Source organism: Halorubrum sp. Ea8 (assembly GCF_002252925.1).
In the GTDB taxonomy this organism is placed as follows: Archaea; Halobacteriota; Halobacteria; order Halobacteriales; family Haloferacaceae; genus Halorubrum.
On record NZ_NHPF01000041.1, the window covers coordinates 77,472 to 95,414 of the forward strand.

General features: G+C 64.1%; 15 protein-coding genes. 9 read left to right on the forward strand and 6 right to left on the reverse strand.

The features are described from left to right. Position 1 precedes the first annotated feature (1 nt). The 5 genes from DJ74_RS03430 to DJ74_RS03450 all read right to left on the reverse strand — a co-directional run bounded on the left by DJ74_RS03430 (position 2) and on the right by DJ74_RS03450 (position 4,944). Positions 2–697 (reverse strand): PH domain-containing protein, encoded by a 696-nt coding sequence (locus tag DJ74_RS03430; protein ID WP_094526367.1) that lies wholly within the window; start codon positions 695–697, stop codon positions 2–4. Positions 698–873: 176 nt separating this feature from the next. Next, on the reverse strand, positions 874–2,085 hold the full coding sequence (locus DJ74_RS03435; RefSeq protein WP_094526368.1) for an FAD-binding oxidoreductase: 1,212 nt from the start codon (positions 2,083–2,085) through the stop codon (positions 874–876). A gap of 55 nt (positions 2,086–2,140) precedes the next feature. Further along, complete coding sequence (locus DJ74_RS03440) at positions 2,141–3,526, reverse strand: aspartate aminotransferase family protein (RefSeq protein WP_094526369.1); 1,386 nt, start codon at positions 3,524–3,526, stop codon at positions 2,141–2,143. Positions 3,527–3,604: 78 nt separating this feature from the next. Then, the gene (locus DJ74_RS03445) at positions 3,605–4,495 is read right to left on the reverse strand and encodes a dimethylarginine dimethylaminohydrolase family protein (protein ID WP_094526370.1); all 891 of its coding nucleotides are present in this window, start codon (positions 4,493–4,495) and stop codon (positions 3,605–3,607) included. Beyond that, positions 4,492–4,944 (reverse strand): Lrp/AsnC family transcriptional regulator, encoded by a 453-nt coding sequence (locus tag DJ74_RS03450; protein ID WP_094526371.1) that lies wholly within the window; start codon positions 4,942–4,944, stop codon positions 4,492–4,494. The genes DJ74_RS03445 and DJ74_RS03450 overlap by 4 nt, the downstream gene beginning before the upstream one ends. A gap of 178 nt (positions 4,945–5,122) precedes the next feature. On the opposite strand from DJ74_RS03450, the gene DJ74_RS03455 reads away from it, so the two are divergent. From DJ74_RS03455 to DJ74_RS03495, 9 genes are all read left to right on the forward strand, one after another. Beyond that, complete coding sequence (locus DJ74_RS03455) at positions 5,123–6,133, forward strand: ABC transporter permease (protein WP_094526372.1); 1,011 nt, start codon at positions 5,123–5,125, stop codon at positions 6,131–6,133. Then, positions 6,133–6,960: an ABC transporter permease gene (locus tag DJ74_RS03460; protein WP_094526373.1), complete on the forward strand. Its 828-nt coding sequence runs from the start codon at positions 6,133–6,135 to the stop codon at positions 6,958–6,960. Before DJ74_RS03455 ends, DJ74_RS03460 begins: the two co-directional genes overlap by 1 nt. A gap of 91 nt (positions 6,961–7,051) precedes the next feature. Then, complete coding sequence (locus DJ74_RS03465; protein ID WP_094526374.1) at positions 7,052–8,272, forward strand: spermidine/putrescine ABC transporter substrate-binding protein; 1,221 nt, start codon at positions 7,052–7,054, stop codon at positions 8,270–8,272. Positions 8,273–8,275: 3 nt separating this feature from the next. Continuing rightward, positions 8,276–9,409, forward strand: a complete 1,134-nt coding sequence (locus DJ74_RS03470; RefSeq protein ID WP_094526375.1) for an ABC transporter ATP-binding protein — start codon at positions 8,276–8,278, stop codon at positions 9,407–9,409. A 134-nt stretch (positions 9,410–9,543) separates the two neighbouring features. Then, positions 9,544–11,052 carry an aldehyde dehydrogenase gene (locus tag DJ74_RS03475; protein ID WP_094526376.1) on the forward strand — a complete coding sequence of 503 codons (1,509 nt, stop codon included), beginning with the start codon at positions 9,544–9,546 and terminating at the stop codon, positions 11,050–11,052. 153 nt (positions 11,053–11,205) lie between these two features. Next, the gene (locus DJ74_RS03480; RefSeq protein WP_094526377.1) at positions 11,206–12,633 is read left to right on the forward strand and encodes an aldehyde dehydrogenase; all 1,428 of its coding nucleotides are present in this window, start codon (positions 11,206–11,208) and stop codon (positions 12,631–12,633) included. Further along, complete coding sequence (locus DJ74_RS03485; protein WP_094526378.1) at positions 12,630–13,766, forward strand: saccharopine dehydrogenase family protein; 1,137 nt, start codon at positions 12,630–12,632, stop codon at positions 13,764–13,766. Before DJ74_RS03480 ends, DJ74_RS03485 begins: the two co-directional genes overlap by 4 nt. 59 nt (positions 13,767–13,825) lie before the next feature. Continuing rightward, a complete protein-coding gene (locus DJ74_RS03490) occupies positions 13,826–15,271 on the forward strand; it encodes a CoA-acylating methylmalonate-semialdehyde dehydrogenase (RefSeq protein ID WP_094526382.1) in 1,446 nt (481 codons plus the stop codon). A 3-nt stretch (positions 15,272–15,274) separates the two neighbouring features. Further along, positions 15,275–16,840 carry an amidohydrolase gene (locus DJ74_RS03495; RefSeq protein WP_094526379.1) on the forward strand — a complete coding sequence of 522 codons (1,566 nt, stop codon included), beginning with the start codon at positions 15,275–15,277 and terminating at the stop codon, positions 16,838–16,840. 174 nt (positions 16,841–17,014) lie between these two features. Here DJ74_RS03495 and DJ74_RS03500 read toward each other — a convergent pair whose 3' ends face one another. Next, positions 17,015–17,581, reverse strand: a complete 567-nt coding sequence (locus DJ74_RS03500; protein ID WP_094526380.1) for a sugar O-acetyltransferase — start codon at positions 17,579–17,581, stop codon at positions 17,015–17,017. Between the last annotated feature and the right edge of the window lie 362 nt (positions 17,582–17,943).

A 17,943-nucleotide genomic window follows, 5' to 3' on the forward strand; every position in this document is an offset into this window, starting at 1 on the left:
GCTACCGTTCATCAGCCGACTCTTCCTCGGCGGTAGCGTTCTCGGCTCTCGGGTTGCTACTCGCGAACTCACTGTGGCCGGTGCTCCCTTCACCAGTCGGTCGTTCGTCCGCCGCATTACCGGTGTTGGACGTCGTGGCCGATGTGTTCCCCGTCGTCTCCCGTTGTGCTTCGACGGTAGAGCGGATCGCTCTGAGTTCGACGAGGATCTCGTCAAGTACGTCGCGCGTGGTTTCACCTGATTCCGTCGTCGGTTCACCACGGCTGCCCTTCACGCGTTTGTTGATGCGCTCTTGAACCTCGCGCGGTTCGGGGACCGACCGGAACTGCATCTCGATACCGGAGCCGCCAGCGGTCGAGATATCGACGTTCCCGTAGCCGAACTGCGAGCCGAAGAATCCCTGGCTGTAGGACGTGTTTTGGACCTTTCCGAAATCGATGCGCTGGACGTCACGTGAGAGGATCCCCGTCTTCTTGTACAGTCCATCGGTCGTCACGACGTACTGCGTATTCTCGCGCTGGAGATAGGTCCCGGCGATGACGAATAACCCGATGAGGACGAGAGCGAGAGGGATTCCGACGACAAGCGCCGGGATCAAGCTGCTCTCGTGTGGTTTTCCGGACCAAACGATCTCTTCGTCTTCGTCGAGGGTTAACCAGTCGGCAGTTTCAGGGTCGATAGTAGGTGGCTCGGACATGCGAGGCACTTTGTCAGATGACTGTATTAAAACCCGACGAGGCGATAGCGATCGCTGTCCCTCAGTACGTCGATTGAGACGAACACGCGCCGTATGCGTCCTGGAGGAGCATCCCCCCGAAGTCCGAACAACGCCCCTTCGTACGACGACGGCGAAAACTGCTGATCGGTGGTTCGTCAGTCCCCACCGGCACTGATACTCAGGAACTCGAAGTCTGGGCTTCGAGAATCGAACCGAGACAGTGAGAACGGCCTGGTCGGGACTGGCGGATCCTCGCCGGTCATGAGACACCGGACGAGCCGCCCGGCGACGGGTGCGGACATCACACCGCGTCCGTGGAATCCGGCGGCGATGACGAGGCCGTCGGGAGCGTCCGCCGGCGAGTCGATTATCGGACGCGTGTCGGGCGTTGCCCCGTCGATTCCCGCCCAGCCGTCGACCACACGGAGGCGACCATCTGCTCGGAGGAACCGCGGAACGAGGCCGGCGACGTGGTCCTGGAACGCTTCGTCGGCACGTTCGCTCGCTGCCGTGGGATCGTCCTCGGCGAACGACCAGCCGCCGACGAGGAGATCCCCGTTCCCCTCGCGACGGAAGTAGACGTGCTCGCCGGGAATCCACCCCATCGGGAAGGCGTCGGACAACGACGAGTCCGGACGCAAGACCAGACACTGCGTCCGGTACGGTCGAATCGGAACTTCCAGAATGGGAGTCAGTAACTCGTTGACGCGCCAGCCGGTGGCCACGAGGACGTTGTCGCTGCGTATCGCCCCGTCTTCGGTGTCGACGCCAGTGACTCGTTCGCCGTCTTCGAGGATCTCCGTTACGGTCACCCCGGTCTCGAAGCGAGCACCGTGCGCCTCGGCGTCGGACTGTAGCGTCGTCGCGAGTGTGTACGGATCGAGGTGACCTGTGTCTGTGAACCGAACCGCACCGGCGAACGATGATGGGTCGATCTGCGGCCACCGATCCTCGACCTCCGACGGCTCCAAAAACGCAACCTCAACTCCGTCCTTTCGAAGACGGTCCACGCGCGCACGTGCCTCGTCCTCACGGTCAGGGGTAACGAGTTCCGCGCTCGGCGTCTGGGTGTACTCGAACGTGCCCGTTCCGTCGTACCTTCTGAAGAAGTCGGTCGCGTAATCGGCGATCTCCGGGTAGTCCGTGTAGGAGGGCTCCATCGTCACCTCACCCGCTGCCCGTGCCGTCGCTCCGCTCGCGATCTGGTCGCGTTCGAGCAGGAGTACGCGATGGTCCGGCGCGAGCTCGCGGGCGGCCGCACAGCCGATCACGCCGCCGCCGACGATCACGACAGACGGGTCGTCTCCGCTTCTGCTCCCCGGGAGTTCGAGCGGTTCGTTTGTCTTCCCGAGATCGCCGCCCGTCATGTCCTATTCGACCGCTTAACGGCCCGAATCGATGAATTAGGCCGGTTCGGCATCATCACTCGTACTGGTGGTCGACCGAGCGGAACGCGTCTTCCGCGACCTCCAGTGCGTGGTCGACCTCCTCGTCGGTGTGAGTGTACGTCGTGAAGAACCGCTCGCCCTGCAGCGGGTTACCGAAGAGGACGCCGCCGGCCGCAGCTTCCATCCACCAGTCGGCGAATCGATCGGTGTTTGCGTGCCACGTGTCACGATACGCGTGGATGTCGTGGTCGGTCATGTACACCTGTCCCATCGAGCCGATGTGTTCGACATTGACCGGGAGCCCGACGTCGTCGGCGGCTTCCTGAAGCCCGGTGAACAGTTTGTCGCCGAGACGGTCGATGTGTTCGTACACGTCGCGCTCGTCAAGTATCTCCAGGGTCTTCAGGCCGGCCGCAGCCGCGACCGGGTGTCCATTGTACGTGCCGCCGTGGAACGCCGACGAGTTCCACTTGGAGGCTTCTTTCTTTCTCGGCGGGATGATCTCCTCCATGATGTCCTCTCGACCGCCGAATCCGGCGACTTGATAGCCGGCGCCGGCGGCCTTCGCGAACGTCGTCATGTCCGGCGTGACGCCGAACCGACCTTGTGCGGACTGCGGCCCCAGCCGGAAGCCGGTCATCACCTCGTCCCAGATGAGGACGATGTCGAGCTCCTCTGTCAGTTCGCGGAGGAACTCGTGATACCCGTCGCGAGGCTTGAGACAACCGCACGAGAACATTACCGGCTCGATGATCACGGCCGCCATGTCATCAGCGTGCTTCCGGAGGATCTTCTCGGTCGCCTCCTTGTCGTTGAAGGGGAACGCGACGACCGTCTCGCTCACCGCGTCGGGGATTCCCGTCCCGTACGACACCGTGTTCGGTTCGTCCTCGGGACCGAGCGCCTCCTCGCTGGCGTAGACGCTCTGTAGCGCGTAGTCGTGCGCGCCCGCGTATCCCCCCTCGGGTTTGGCAATCTTCTCTTTCCCGGTGTACGACCGAGCGACTCGGAGCGCGTGCATCGTCGCCTCCGTGCCGCTGTTCGCCATCCGAACAGACTCGATGGAGGGGACCATTTCGCAGACCTTCTCCATGAACTCGATGGCGACCGGCTGCGGCGTCGCGGTCAGATCGCTCTGCTCGACCTGCCGTTTGACGGCGTCTTTGACCTCGGGATGGCCGTGTCCGAGGATGATCGGACCGAGCGCTAGGAGGAAGTCCAGATACTCGTTATCGTCCATGTCGTAGACGTACGAGCCGTCCGTCTCCTCAATGTAGAACGGGTACGGGTCGAACGAACGCACGTTCGACTCGACCCCGAGCGGTGTTACGTTCGACGCGCGCCGGTGAAACTCCCGGCTGTTCGACGTCTTCTCTTCCAACGGGCGTGCATGGTCGCGCTCCTTGTCACCGAGGCTCATCGAGATAGATATCGGAGGGGTAGGAAATAAATCTTTGGCAGAAGCAATCTGATACCGAAATAGATACGGCGATTCGTATTATTCTCCGGTAACAGTTCGAGACAGCGGGAGCACGAGTCCCTGCGGACCGCCCCCCGCCTTCCTGATTTCCCTGAGGGTCAACTCGATAACGTGGAAGTCGCGGTCGGTGAGAGCGGCGCGCACCTCGTGGTTCCCGGAGGGGAGGAGCACGGTCCCTGGATCGACGACGATGGCGCTCGTCGCCCGGTTGCGCTGCTCCCGCATCGGAACCGAGATCGTTTCGATGCCCCGGTCGTGGAGCATGTCGAGGAACTCCGGAGGAACGGCCTCGGAGTAGACGAGCGCGAGATCGGGCGCGACCATGCCGAATACCAAGGCGAGATGCGTCTGGCCGGTGCTCTCCGTGCTGCCGAATATCGGTACTTCGACCACTTCGACCCCAAACGTCTCCAAGACGCTCCGGACCTGTCGGATCCCGGCCGCGTTGGTGGTCTGCGATCGACCGATAGCGACGGTATCTCGGTCGATCCAAACCATGTTTCCGGCCTCGAAGCCGCCGTCGCCGTGAACGGTGTGATAAATCGGCGCTCCCAGCTCCATCATGCGCTCGGAGAGTCGGCGTTCCTCCCCGTGTCGGGTCTCTTCCACCATCTTCCCGATCACCATTCCGCCGCCGATCGCGAACCCGACGTCGCGAACGAACAGCGATTCCGCGAGGCTCCCCATAACGCCCTCGAGCGTGAGCACTTCGACGCCGTGTGCCTCCAGTTCCTCCACTAGCGAACGGTGCTCTTTGGCGGCTTTCTCCTGACGCGGCAGCCCGTCCCAGTTCCACGTGTCCGGATCAACTACCGATTTGAACTCCTCGCCCGGCTCGTGGACCAGGACCTGTTCGAGCGAGCCGTACTCCGATCTGACGGACGGTTCGAGGTCCCAGATTTCGTTCATTCGTCTATGCGCAGCGTGTGTTCTTCCTTAACGCTCCGGAGCGCGATGTCAGTCGCGGTGCTCTCGACGCCCTCGAACTGACCGATCTCTCGCAGCAGTTCAGTCATCTCTTGACGGTCGGCGACGCGGACCTTCAATAACAGGTCCGCATCGCCCGTGAGCTCGTGGATCTCTTGGATCGCCGTCACCTCAACGAGGCGTTCGGCGACTTCCGACGACCGGCCGGCCGTCGCCACGATGCGGATGAAGCCGACCTCGTTGCGTTCGAGCAGCTCCGGATCGAGCACCGCGCGGTAATCGCGGATGTACCCCTCTTCTTCCAATGCCTTCGTTCGTTCATGAATGGTCGCCGTTCCCATATCAAGCCGTCTCGCGATCTCGGAGAGAGCCGCCCTACCGTCGACCTGAAGGATAGCGAGAATCTTCCGGTCGACCTCGTCGATGTCCATACCGGGTGATTCGATGGCCGGGTCCCTATGTGTTTTGTTTGATCGCACGAGTTTATTCGTCGGTACGGTATCTATCATGATAATATTTCCTCAACTGCGGTTCTCCTCGTACGTTTGTCTGTAAGTATCGAATTCGCCCAAACATATTTCATGTGGGCTGTGGTACGCCAACGAGAGAATGGGACGCGATACCAACAATCGGGCGTCGGGCGTCGACGCGCAGCTGGTTCAGCGCGTTCGCCGGAACCAGTGGACCGGTGCGATCGTCAACCTCGCACCGAGCGCGTTCTGGCTCGGCGTCTTCTTTTTGGCACCGCTCGCCGTGATGTTCTTCTTCAGCTTCGGCGAACGAGGCGCGTTCGGCGAGGTCCTGCTCGCGACCGAGAACCTCGGCTTCCAGCAGTACCGCCGGTTCTTCGTCCCCGGGGAGGCCTCGATGCTCGGCGCGCTCTGGGCGACGGTCGCGTGGCTGATCGACACGGTGATTCCCGGAACGCAGACGCTCTCGTCGACGCAGCCGACGCCGTACGTCAGGCTCCTCTTCAAAAGCATCGGCTACGGGATCCTCGCGACGGTGGTCTCGTTCGTCGTCGGCTACCCGATGGCCTACTACATCGGCCACATCTCTCCCGAGGAGTACCAGAACCTCCTCGTCGTGCTCGTCATCCTCCCGTTCTGGGCCTCATTCCTCGTCCGGATCTACGCCATCCAACTGCTGTTGTCGGCCAACAGCGTCCTGATGAGCGCGTTCGCGGTGCTCCCGTTCGTCGAGCAGGGGGTCTCGCTGATGAACTCGCAGTTCGCGGTCCTCCTCGGGCTCGTCTACATCTGGATCCCGTTTATGATCCTCCCCGTGTACTCCAGCATCGAGGAGATCGACTTCACGCTCCAGGAGGCGGCGATGGACCTCGGCGCTGACCGCTTCGAGGCGTTCTACTACGTCATTTTCCCGCAGTCGAAGCCGGGCGTCATGGCGGGAAGCATCCTCGTGTTCATTCCGAGCGCGGGCGCGTACGTGATCCCCGAACTGCTCGGCGGCACCGACAGTCAGATGATCGGGAACTTCATCGCCAGCCAGTTCGGTTCGGCCGGCCACTGGCCGTTCGGAGCCGCGGGCGCGTTCGTCCTCATGGGGATCATGCTGCTCAGCATCGCCGCCTACCAACGCGGCGGGGGTGAGCTCGCGTGATGGGCGCGTTCCGCCGAGCGCGCGCGTCGCTGTTCGAGCGCGGTTCAGGGTTCCTGCTGGCCCAGACGGCGTTCGTCTACCTGTTCCTCTACCTCCCGATCGCGGTGTTGATCACGCTCTCGTTCAACGACTCGCGGTACGCGGTCGTCTGGCAGGGGTTCACGACGAAGTGGTACACGGCGCTGCTGCAGGGCGAAACGGTCGCCAGGGTCGACCCGAACGCCGCGTGGAACGCGCTGCTCAACTCGGTCGAGATCGCCGCGGCGACGGTCGTCATCAGCTGCGTGTTCGGGACGATGCTGGCGTTCGCCCTCGACCGCTACGACTTCCCCGGCAAGCGGCTGTTCACCGGCGTCGTGTTCATGCCGATCATCATCCCGAGCATCGTGATGGGAATCTCGCTGCTGTTGTTCTTCAACATCGTCGGGATCCAGTTGGGGATCGGGACCGCGATCATCGGCCACGTCGCGTTCGGAATCAGCTTCGTCGCGGTCGTCGTCGCCGCGCGGCTACAGACATTCGATCAGACGATGGAAGAGGCCGCGATGGACCTCGGCGCGAACGAGTTGGAGACGTTCCGGTTCGTGACGCTTCCGATGATCAAACCGGGGATCCTCGCGGGCGCGCTGCTCGCGTTCGCGATGAGCTTCGACGACTTCGTGGTCACCTTCTTCATCATCGGGCAGGAGAACACGCTCCCGATCTTCTTCTTCGGGATGGTCCGGCAGGGGATCTCGCCCGGCGTCAACGTCGTCGCGGCGCTGATCATTGTCGTCACCATGGCTCTCGTCGCCGTCGCCCAATGGTTTCAGGGTCCGACCTGGTGAATTATGTGAAATATATGCGACTGAACGCATGATCTCCCGAAATATTTATGGTGTGGTGTCGTAGTTGGAGAAAAAGAGACACTGACAACCCATGCCACAACAGCAATCCACCAGCGATCGGCGAACGTTCCTTCGGACCACAGGCGCCGTCTCGGCGGCCGGGCTCGTCGGACTCGCGGGATGTAGCGGCGGAGGCGGCGACGGCAGCGACGGGAGTGACGGCAGCGACGGAAGTGACGGCAGCGACGGAAGTGACGGAAGTGACGGAAGTGACGGCAGCGATGGGAGCGACGGCAGCGACGGGAGTGACGACGGCGACGAGCTCGAGGACGAGCTCCGCATCTTCCAGTGGGGCGACTACTGGCCCGACGGCTTCATCAGCGGCTTCGAAGAGGAGTACGACGTCTCCGTCTCCGTCTCGCTGTACTCCTCGAACGAGGAGATGTTCAACGCGCTGAACGCGGGCGGAACGGGTCAGTACGACCTGATCTTCCCGAGCGACTACATGGTGAACATCCTGAACGAGCAGGACATGGTTCAGCCGCTTAACCTCGACGCCATACCGAACTTCGGGAACCTCTCCGAGATGTTCCGCGAGGCGCCGTACGACCCCGGGGAGCAGCGGTTCTCCGTCCCCTACCAGTGGGGCACGTCCGGGATCGCGTACAACGAGGAGATGGTCGGCGACATCGAGGTGAACTCGTGGGAGACGATGTGGAACGAGGAGTTCTCGGGGCAGATGTCGATGCTCGACGACGTGCGCGAGACGATGGGCGCCGCGCTGAAGTACCTCGGCTACTCCCTCAACACGACCGAGGAGTCCGAGATCGAGGAGGCGAAGGAGCTGCTCATCGAGCAGAAGGACCTCCTCGCGACGTACGACTCGTCGAACTTCCCGACGAACCTGATCAACGAGCAGCTCAGTCCGCTCCACGCGTGGTCCGGCGGCGCGTTCCAAGCGTACTGGGAGACGTTCGAGGACGGGAGCTCCCCGGTCAACTACGTTATTCCGGAGGAGGGCGGCGTCGTGTGGGTCGACACCGCCGCGATCACCGCCGAGGCGGAGAACGTCAACGCGGCGCACGCGTTCATCAATCACTTCCTCGACGCCGAGGTCGGCGCCGAGATCACGAACTACACGTACTACGGGAGCCCCAACGAGGCCGCCGAGGAGTACATCCTCGACGAGATCCTCGACAACGAGTCGATCTATCCCGACGACGAGACGATGAGCAACCTCGAATTCATCGAGAACATCGGTCAGGCGACGACGCTGTACAGCAACGCCTGGCAAGAGATCAAGAGCGCCTGAGGAATGACGGACTACGACGTCCGACTGGAGGGCGTGACGAAGCGGTTCGACGACGTCACCGCGGTCGACGACGTCGACCTCCGTGTCGAGTCGGGCGAGTTCCTCACGCTGCTCGGACCGAGCGGGTGCGGAAAGACAACGCTCCTCCGCTGTATCGACGGCTTCGAGACGCCGACGGAGGGCGCGGTGTACATCAAAGACGAGGACGTGACGCGCGTCCCGCCGTTCGAGCGCAACACCAGTATGGTGTTCCAGTCGTACGCGCTGTTCCCGCACATGAGCGTCGGCGAGAACGTGGCCTTCGGGCTTCAGATGCAGGGCGTCGACGAGACCGGCGAGGAGGGCCGCGGCGGCGTCGGCCGGTCGATCAAGCGGCTCGTGCGTCGCGGATCCAACGAGGAGATCGAATCGCGCGTCGAGGAGATGCTCGAACTCGTCGAACTGCCGGGGACCAAAGACCGGCAGGTGAGCGAGCTCTCCGGCGGCCAGCAACAGCGTATCGCGCTGGCGCGGGCGCTCATCACGGAACCGGCCGTGCTCCTCCTCGACGAGCCGCTCGGGGCGTTGGACCTGAAGCTCCGACAGAACATGCAGGTCGAACTGAAGAACTTACAGGAGGAGCTGAACACGACGTTCGTCTACGTCACCCACGATCAGGAGGAGGCGCTCACGATGAGCGACCAGATCGCGGTGATGAACGACGGCCACGTCGAGCAGCTCGGCACCGCCACCGAGATCTACGAGGAGCCCGCGACGGAGTTCGTCGCGGACTTCATCGGCGAGACGAACCTGGTCCGCGGCGACTACTCGGAAAACGCCGAGGGAGCGACCATTCGGCGGAATGGCCGCTCGTATCGCGTCCCGGAGAATTCAGCGGCCGGACCGACGGCCGGATTCGCCGTCCGACCGGAGAAGATCCGTATCGGCGACGACGCCGTCGGGCTCGACAACAGCTTCCAGGCGGAGATCATCGACGAGATCTACAAGGGGAATCTCGGCAAGTTCGTCGTTCGGTTGGACGACGGCGAGCAGTTCACCGTGGACATGCAGATCCGCGACCAGGGCTCGTACCTCCAGCCGGGCGAGACGGTTCAGATCGGCTGGGCGTCCGAGAACAGCGTGGTACTCACCGAGTAATCGGAGAATGGGAGAGCACGATCCCTGCGTTCGCGGGTGCGTGCGGACCTCAGACGGCAGACGAAACGACACGGCAGACGAGATGACTCCGGAGACCGGCCCGGAGTGACGCAATCGACGACGGACACACGATTATGAACTTCACAGGTACGATTCGGGACCGACACGAACAGGCGCACGGTGAAATCGCTGAGCTCGACTTCGGGGCGTACGTCGACGGGGACACGCGACCGGCGAGCGACGGAGAGACGTTCGAACCGACCGACCCGTCGGTCGACGAGCCGATAACGGCCGTCGCGCAGTGCGGCGGCGCTGACGTCGACGACGCCGTCGCGGCGGCCGACGCCGCGTTCGACGACGGCTGGGGAGCGATGGACGCGGGCGACCGGGCGGCGCTGCTTCGCGCGTGGGTCGAGGAGATGCGGGAGAACGTCGACGAGCTGGCGCTCCTCCAGACGCTGGAGGTCGGCAAACCGCTCGCGTACGCGAAGGCGGACATCGAGAACGGCCTCGACTTCTTCGAGTACTACGCGAACGTCTCGGTCGCGCAGGAAGGCGAATACGTTCCGACCGGAACGGATTCGCATGCGTACGTCCGGCAGGAGCCGTACGGCGTCACGGGACAGATCCTCCCGTGGAACTACCCGATCCTGCTGATGGGGTGGAAGGTCGGGGCGGCGCTGGCGGCCGGGAACACGACGGTCGTCAAGCCACCGAGTCCGGCCCCGCTGTCGGTAATCCGGGCCGCGCAGTTGGCCGACGGCGTCCTCCCCGACGGTGTGATAAACGTCGTTCCGGGCTCCGGAGCCGACGTGGGCGAGCCGATCATCGACCATCCCGACGTGGGGAAGGTGTCGTTCACGGGCTCCGTCCCCGTCGGCCAGTCGATCATGCGGACCGCCGCGGACAGCGTGACGCCCGTGACCCTCGAACTTGGCGGGAAGAACCCGTTCATCGTCTTCCCGGACGCCGACGTCGAGGAGGCGGCCGCGAACGCCGCGACCGGCGGGATGTACAACGCGGGCCAGTCCTGCGACTCGGCGACGCGACTCCTCGTCCACGAGGACGTGAAAGACGAATTCGTCGACGCGTACCTAGAGGAACTCGCCGGCTGGGAGCCCGGCGATCCGCTCGAAGACGGAGCGGTGATGGGTCCGTTGGCCTACGAGGGCCACCGTCAGAGCGTCGACGACTACGTCGAAGTGGGTCGCGATGAGGGAGCGACCGTCCTCAGCGGCGGCGAGGCACCGGAGGGCGACGAGTACGCCGACGGCGCCTTCTACCAGCCGACCGTCTTCGACGACGTTGACCCGGACATGCGGATCGCCCAAGAGGAGGTGTTCGGCCCGGTGCAGTTCCTCATGACGTTCTCGGACTACGCGGAGGCGATCGAGATCGCCAACGGCGTCGAATACGGACTCACGGCGGGAATCGCGACCGAGAACCCGTCCGTGGCCCACCGCGCGGCCGCCGACGTCGAAGCGGGGAGCGTCTGGGTCAACCAGTACTTCGGAACGGTTCCCGGCACGCCCTTCGGCGGGTTCAAGCAGTCCGGCTTCGGCCGCGAGTGCGCACAGCAGGCGCTCGAAGAACACACCCGATCGAAGTCGGTCAACCTCGCGGTCGACGAGCCCCCGTACTGAGCGCGCAGGGCAGACAATTTCGCTCGATAAGCGGCGAACAACCGTTGGTATTCCCCTCTGGATCGCAGATTGCCGAATATAATTCGGTGAAATGGGGCGTATCGAGAAAGATTTTTCATGGGGGTTGCTGTATGGCCACCGAGGACACGACACATGCGCCAACTGTACATCGACGGAGAGTGGGTCGACTCGGAATCGTCGGCCGGGATCGACGTCGTCTCTCCCGTCTCGGGAGAGGTCATCGACACGGTCCCGCAGGCGAACGACCGGGACGTGGCGGCCGCGGTCGACGCCGCGCGCCGAGCCCAGACGGAACTCGAAGAGATGACCGCGTTCGAGCGCGCGGAGGTGCTCGAGGAGGTGACGGACTACTTCGAGGAACACGAGGACGAGATCGCTGAGGGGATCACCGAGGAAGAGGGGAAACCCCTCCACGAGTCCTACGAGGAGACCGAGTACGTCATCGAGTCCAGCGAGGACTACGCGCACGACGCCATTCGCCTGTTCGGCGACGTCGTCCCCTCTGAGTGGCGCGACCGGTTCGCGTACACGCAGCGCGAGCCGTACGGGCCGTGCGCGGTGATCTCCCCGTGGAACTTCCCGCTGGAGATTCCCGGCGGCAGCATCTACTCCGCCGTCGCGACGGCCAATCCGGTCGTGTTCAAGCCGGCGGAGGAGACGCCGCTGACGGCGTACCACATCGCGAAGGCGTTCGCGCAGTCGAGCCTCCCGGACGGAGCGTTCAACCTCGTCACCGGCGACGGCGACACCGGTGCGGCGCTCGTCGGTAACCGCGACATCCGGCTCATCGCGTTTACCGGCAGCAGCGCGGTCGGCCAGGAGATCGCGGAGACGGCGGCCGGGCGCAATGCCCAGTGTCTGTTGGAGCTCGGCGGGAAGGACCCGATCGTCGTCCTCGACGACGCGGACGTGGAGCACGCCGCCGACAGCATCGTCTCGGGCAGCAACTGGAACGCGGGGCAGGTCTGCTGTGCGACGGAGCGCGTCATCGCGACCGAGGGCGTCCACGACGAGCTCGTCGACGCCATCGTGGAGCGGACCGAGGACCTCGTACTCGGTGACCCCTTCGAGGACGGGGTCGACGTCGGCCCGATGATCTCCGAGCGGATCCAGTCGAAGGCCCGCGCGCACTTCGACGACGCCGTGGAGCGCGGCGCGACGGTCCGGACCGGCGGGGAGACGGACGGGCTGTTCTTCACGCCGGCCGTGCTCGACGGCGTGACCGAGGAGATGGACGTCGCCACCGAGGAGACGTTCGGCCCGGTGACGCCGGTTCTCACCGCGTCGTCGTACGAAGAGGCGATCGAGATCGCGAACCGCTCGCCGTACGGGCTGCAGGCGGCGATATTCACCGATTCGCTGGAACGCGCTCACGACGCCGCGAACCGCATCAAGGCAGGTGGCGTGTTCATCAACGAGACGAACAACTACTGGGAACGACTGCTCCCGTTCGGCGGCTACGGCGAGAGCGGTTCGGGCGGGCGGTACGGCAGTAAGTGGCACTTAGAAGCTATGACACAAGTGAAATCTGTGATGATGAACTACGGAGGCACCGAATGAGAGTCGTCGCGCTGGGCGGTTGCGGCGCGATGGGTAGAGCGACGTCGTGGGAACTCGCGGAGAACGAGGCGGTCGACGACCTCCTCATCGCGGACGCGGACATCGACTCCGCCGACGAGTTCGCCGCCGAGCTCCCGGGTGACGTCGAGACGGCGCGCGTCGACGTGACCGATCACGAGAGCGTGGTCGAGACGATCGCCGACGCAGACGTGGTCGCCAACGCGCTCCCGTACGCGTTCAACGTCGCGGTGATGGAGGCCTGTCTCGACGCCGACTGTCACTACCTCGACCTCGGCGGACTGTACCACAAGACGCAGGACCAGCTAGCGTATGACGAGATGTTCGCCGACGCCGGCCTGACCGCCGTCCTCGGAATGGGTGCCAGCCCGGGGTTGACGAACATCGCGACCGCGATGGGGGCGAGCCACCTCGACGAGGTCGAATCGATTCACATTCGCACCGGCGCGCGCGGCGGCGGCGAGGGCTTCGCCTACTCCGCGAAGACGATCCTCGACGAGCTGACGATGGACCCCATCGTCTACGAGGACGGCGAGTACCGGACGCTCGATCCGCTCTCCGGCCGCGAGACGTACACGATGCCGTCGCCGGTCGGCGAGGTCGAGGGGTTCCACAGCATCCACTCGGAGCTGGCGACGATGCCGACCACGTTCCCCGGCGTCGAGGACGTCGACTTTCGAGTCGCATTCTCGCCCGACCTCGTCAACATCTGCGACGTGCTCATCGGGCTGAACCTCACCAGCGAGGAGCCCGTCGAGTACAAGGGCGTCGAGACCTCGCCCCGCGAGTTCCTCGATTGGCACCTCGACCGGCAGCCGAAGCCCGGCCCGGTCGAGGAGTGGAAGTCCTTCCGCGTCGACGTCGCCGGGACGGAAGACGGCGAGCACGCTCAATACCGGTACTCGACCGTGGTCGAATCGCGCCTCGACGACTGGGGACTGAAGGCGACCGCCGTCTGGACCGGCGTCCCGATGGGGATCGCGGCAGTGCTCGTCGGACAGGGCGACGCGACGGCCGACGGCGCGAAGCCGCCGGAGGAGCTGTTCGATCCCGAGCAGTTCATCGACGAGCTCGCGGGCCGTGAGATCGTCATCGAAGGGGAGCAGATCGAATGAGCCTCGAAGGAACCGGCGAGCAGGAAGCCACCGACCTACACGACCTCCTCGACCGGCCGATGGCGAACTACGTCGGCGGCGAGTGGACGCGCCCGAGCGGCGGTGTCGCCGAGACGGTCGTCGACCCGGCGACCGGCGAGGCGCTCGGCGAGACGCCGAACAGTACCGAGTCCGACGTTGACGCCGCGGTCGGCGTGGCGGACGAAGCGTTCGACGAGTGGCGGCAGACGCCGGTCGAAGATCGCATTCAGCCGCTCTTCCGGTTCAAGTCGCTGCTGGAGGAACACCAGTCAGAGATCGCAGAACTGCTCGTCCGCGAACACGGGAAAACGCGAGCGGAGGCCGAAGGCGAACTCCGCCGCGGGATCGAAAACGTCGAGGTGGCGTGCGGCGCGCCGACGCTGCTGCAGGGCGGTCACCTCCAGCACGCCGCGCCGGGAATCGACGAGACAGCGGTCCGCCATCCGCTCGGCGTGTTCACCGCGATCACGCCGTTCAACTTCCCCGGCATGATCCCGCTGTGGTTCCTCCCGTACGCGGTCGCGTGCGGGAACGCGTTCGTACTTAAGCCGAGCGAGCGGACGCCGTACACCGCGATCGCGCTGTTCGAACTGCTCGAGCGCGCCGGCTTCCCGGACGGCGTCGTTTCGCTGGTCCACGGCGGCCCGGACACGGTGAACGCGCTGTTGTCGCACGACGACGTGGTCGGCGCCTCGTTCGTTGGGAGCACCGATGTCGCGAAACACGTCTACGAGACGGCGGCCGCGAACGGCAAGCGCGTGCAGGCGCAGGGCGGCGCGAAGAACCACGTCATCGTGAGCGACGCGGCTGATCTGTCGTACGCCGCGGAGAAGACCGTGAGTTCGGCGTTCGCCAACACCGGACAGCGCTGTCTGGCGAATCCGGTTGCAGTCGTGCACGACGACGTGTACGACGAGTTCGCGGAGCTCGTCGTCGACCGAGCCGCGGCACAGACGGTCGGCAACGGCCTCGAGGACGGCGTCGATGTCGGACCGGTCGTCTCCGGCGAGGCCAAAGCCCGGATCGAAGCCGCCATCGAGACCGGCGTCGAGGAGGGCGCGGAACTGCTGCTCGACGGACGCGAGCAGGCCGCCTCCGACGAGGGATGCTTCCTCGCGCCCTCGGTCTTCGGTGAGGTAACGCCCGAGATGACCGTCGCGACGGAGGAGCTGTTCGGACCGGTGCTGGCACTGATTCGGGCCAGTGACCTAGACGAAGCGATCGACATTGCCAACCGGAGCCGCTACGGCAACGCCGCGTCAGTCTTCACGAACCGCGGCGACGAGGCGGCGACGTGCCGCCACGAGCTCGAGGCGGGGAACGTCGGCATCAACGTCGGGACCGCAGCCCCGATGGCGTTCTTCCACTTCGGCGGTCAGAAGGACTCGTTCTTCGGCGACCTCCACGCGCAGGCCGAGGACGTCGTCCGGTTCTACACCGACGAAACCGTCTACATCGAGCGGTGGCCGGATCAAGAGGCGTAATCCGTGACCGAGCTCCTCCTGCGCGACGGTGCCGTGCATACGTTCGATGACGACCGGAGCGTGGTCGAGTCGATCCTGTTCCGCGACGGTCGCGTCGCCGCCGCCGGTGACACTGAACCCGTTGAGGCGGCCGCGACAGATCCGCAGACCGTCGATCTGGACGGTCGGGTCGTTCTTCCGGGGTTCAACGACGCCCACACGCACCTGCTGTCTGTCGGGATCGATCAGTTGGAGACCGATCTTGCCGACACAGACGACCGCGCCGAAGCGCTCTCAATGCTCGGAGAGAACGCGGCTACAACCGAGCCAGGAGATTGGGTGCTCGGCTACAACTTCGACGAAACGACGTGGCCAGACGAGGACGGACACCTCACCCGAACCGATCTCGACGCGGTGAGCGAAGATCACCCCGTCGCGGCGATGCGCGTCGACGGCCACGCCGCGGCTGTCAACAGTCTCGCGCTCGACCGAGTCGACCTCGATGGTGTGGAGCGTGACGTGAACCGTAACGACGACGGCACCCCGACCGGGGTGCTCGTGGAAGACGCCGCCGGCCGCGTGAAACAAGCGACGTACCCGCGCGGCGACAAGGCCCGCCGCGCACTGGCGGCGGCGACCGAGCGGGCACACGAACTCGGCGTCACGTCGGTTCAGAACATGTCGGGGCTCACCGCGCCACAGGAGTTCGGCAGCCCGATCCACGCAGCGTTCTTCGGCGCGTGGCGAGACGACGAGCTGGGACTCCGCGTGACCTTTTATGTGCACTCCGGAAAGGCGGAGTCGCTGTCGAACCTCGAGATCGCCTCCGGGTTCGGCGATGACTGGCTCCGGATCGGCGGGCTCAAGACGTTCTCCGATGGGTCACTCGGCGCACGAACCGGCAAGATCTCCGGCACCTACGTCGACGACCCCGACAACGATGGGACGATGGTGACGACCGAGTCCGAGCTCCGCGAGCTGTTCCGGACCGCCGCCCGAGCCGATCAGCAGATCGCCACCCACGCGCTGGGGGACGTGGCGGTCGACACTGTGCTCGATTGCTACGAGGCGGTGCTCGACGACTACCGCGTACCGGACCCGAGACTCCGGATCGAACACCTGGAACTGGCGACCGACGCCGCGATAGCTCGGATGGCTGACCTCGGGATCGTCGCGAGTATGCAACCGAACTTCCTCCAGTGGGCCGGCGAAGACGGGATTTACGAGACCGTCCTCGGGAGCGAGGCCCGTGGCGGGAACAACCGTTTCCGGAGCGTCCGCGACGCGGATGTGCCGCTCGCGTTCGGCAGCGACACGATGCCGATCGGTCCGCTCCACGGCATCCACCACTCGGTCAACGCACCACACGACACGCAACGTCTCTCCGTCGACGAGGCGATCGCCGCATACACGCGGGACGCGGCGTACGCCGAGTTCACCGAAGACGAGAAAGGAACACTCGAATCAGGGAAACTCGGCGACGCGGTCGTGCTTGATGCGAACCCATTCGCGGAGCCGGAGTCGATCGCCGATATCGACATCGATATCACGGTCGTCGACGGCAAAATCGCGTACGAAAGCTCGACGTAATCGAGCCGTCCGCTCTCCGGATATCACCTATTCAGACGATCTCAGCGGAGGGAGTGCTCCAATACCGTCTCGTTGGGTCTCGCGTTATACAGCGCGTGTCGGCGGTGTGGGTACATCCTGAACTAGCGGCATGGGGACCCGATTCTGTTCGGTACGGGTTACGGACGGCGAAAATTAATCGTCTGCCTCAAGATCTTTCACTACCGTTGCAGGATTACCCTGTACGACCACATTCTCGGGTACGTCTTCTGTTACGATTGCGCCAGAGGCAACGACTGCGTTGTCTCCAACCGTTACGCCGGGGTTGAGAACTGCCTGGCCACCGATCCAGACGTTCTCACCGACCGTGACGGGATTGGCATATTCCTGACCGCTGATCCGTTCGTCCGCGTCGAGCGGGTGGGTTGCGGTGTAGATATGCACACTCGGGCCAAGCATACAATTCCGCCCGATCTCCACCCGGCATTCGTCTAACATCACGCAGTCGAAATTCGCGTAGAAGTTCTCACCCACGTGGATGTTGTATCCGTAGTCACAGCGAAACGGCGGCTCGACGTAGCATTCGTCACCAAGTGAGCCGAACAGTTCCTCTAACAGGTTCCGTTGCGTCTCAGCGTCGTCCGATGTCGTCCGATTATAGCGTCTTGCGAGTTTGCGAGCACGTTCCCGCTCGGCCAACAGTTCGGGAACGTCTGCGTCGTACGGCTCCCCGTTCAGCATTTTTTCTTTTTCACTGCCCATGACCTCGAATGATCACCGACTCAGATACGCGTTCCGAACCCTGTTCCCACAACAGTCAGCGTACCACCTGAACGCACGTCGAGAAGGAGTCCACCTCACCGAGCTCTCAGTTACCCATCGAGCACGATACGAGTCGGCCTCGCCGAACCGGCAGCGCTTATCATCCCGAACGATTGGCTCCGTGCTGATTGGCGACTGTTTGGCTTCACCCGGAAAATAGACTTCTACAGACACATTCACGAGTCATCCACTCATCGGCCGGCCCGTTCGGACTATTACACCCAGAGACCGAGGCGCACTGTGTATACAGCAACGCCCGAATCAACGACTCGAAGTCTGCCATTGACATCCTCCCGCGCCTG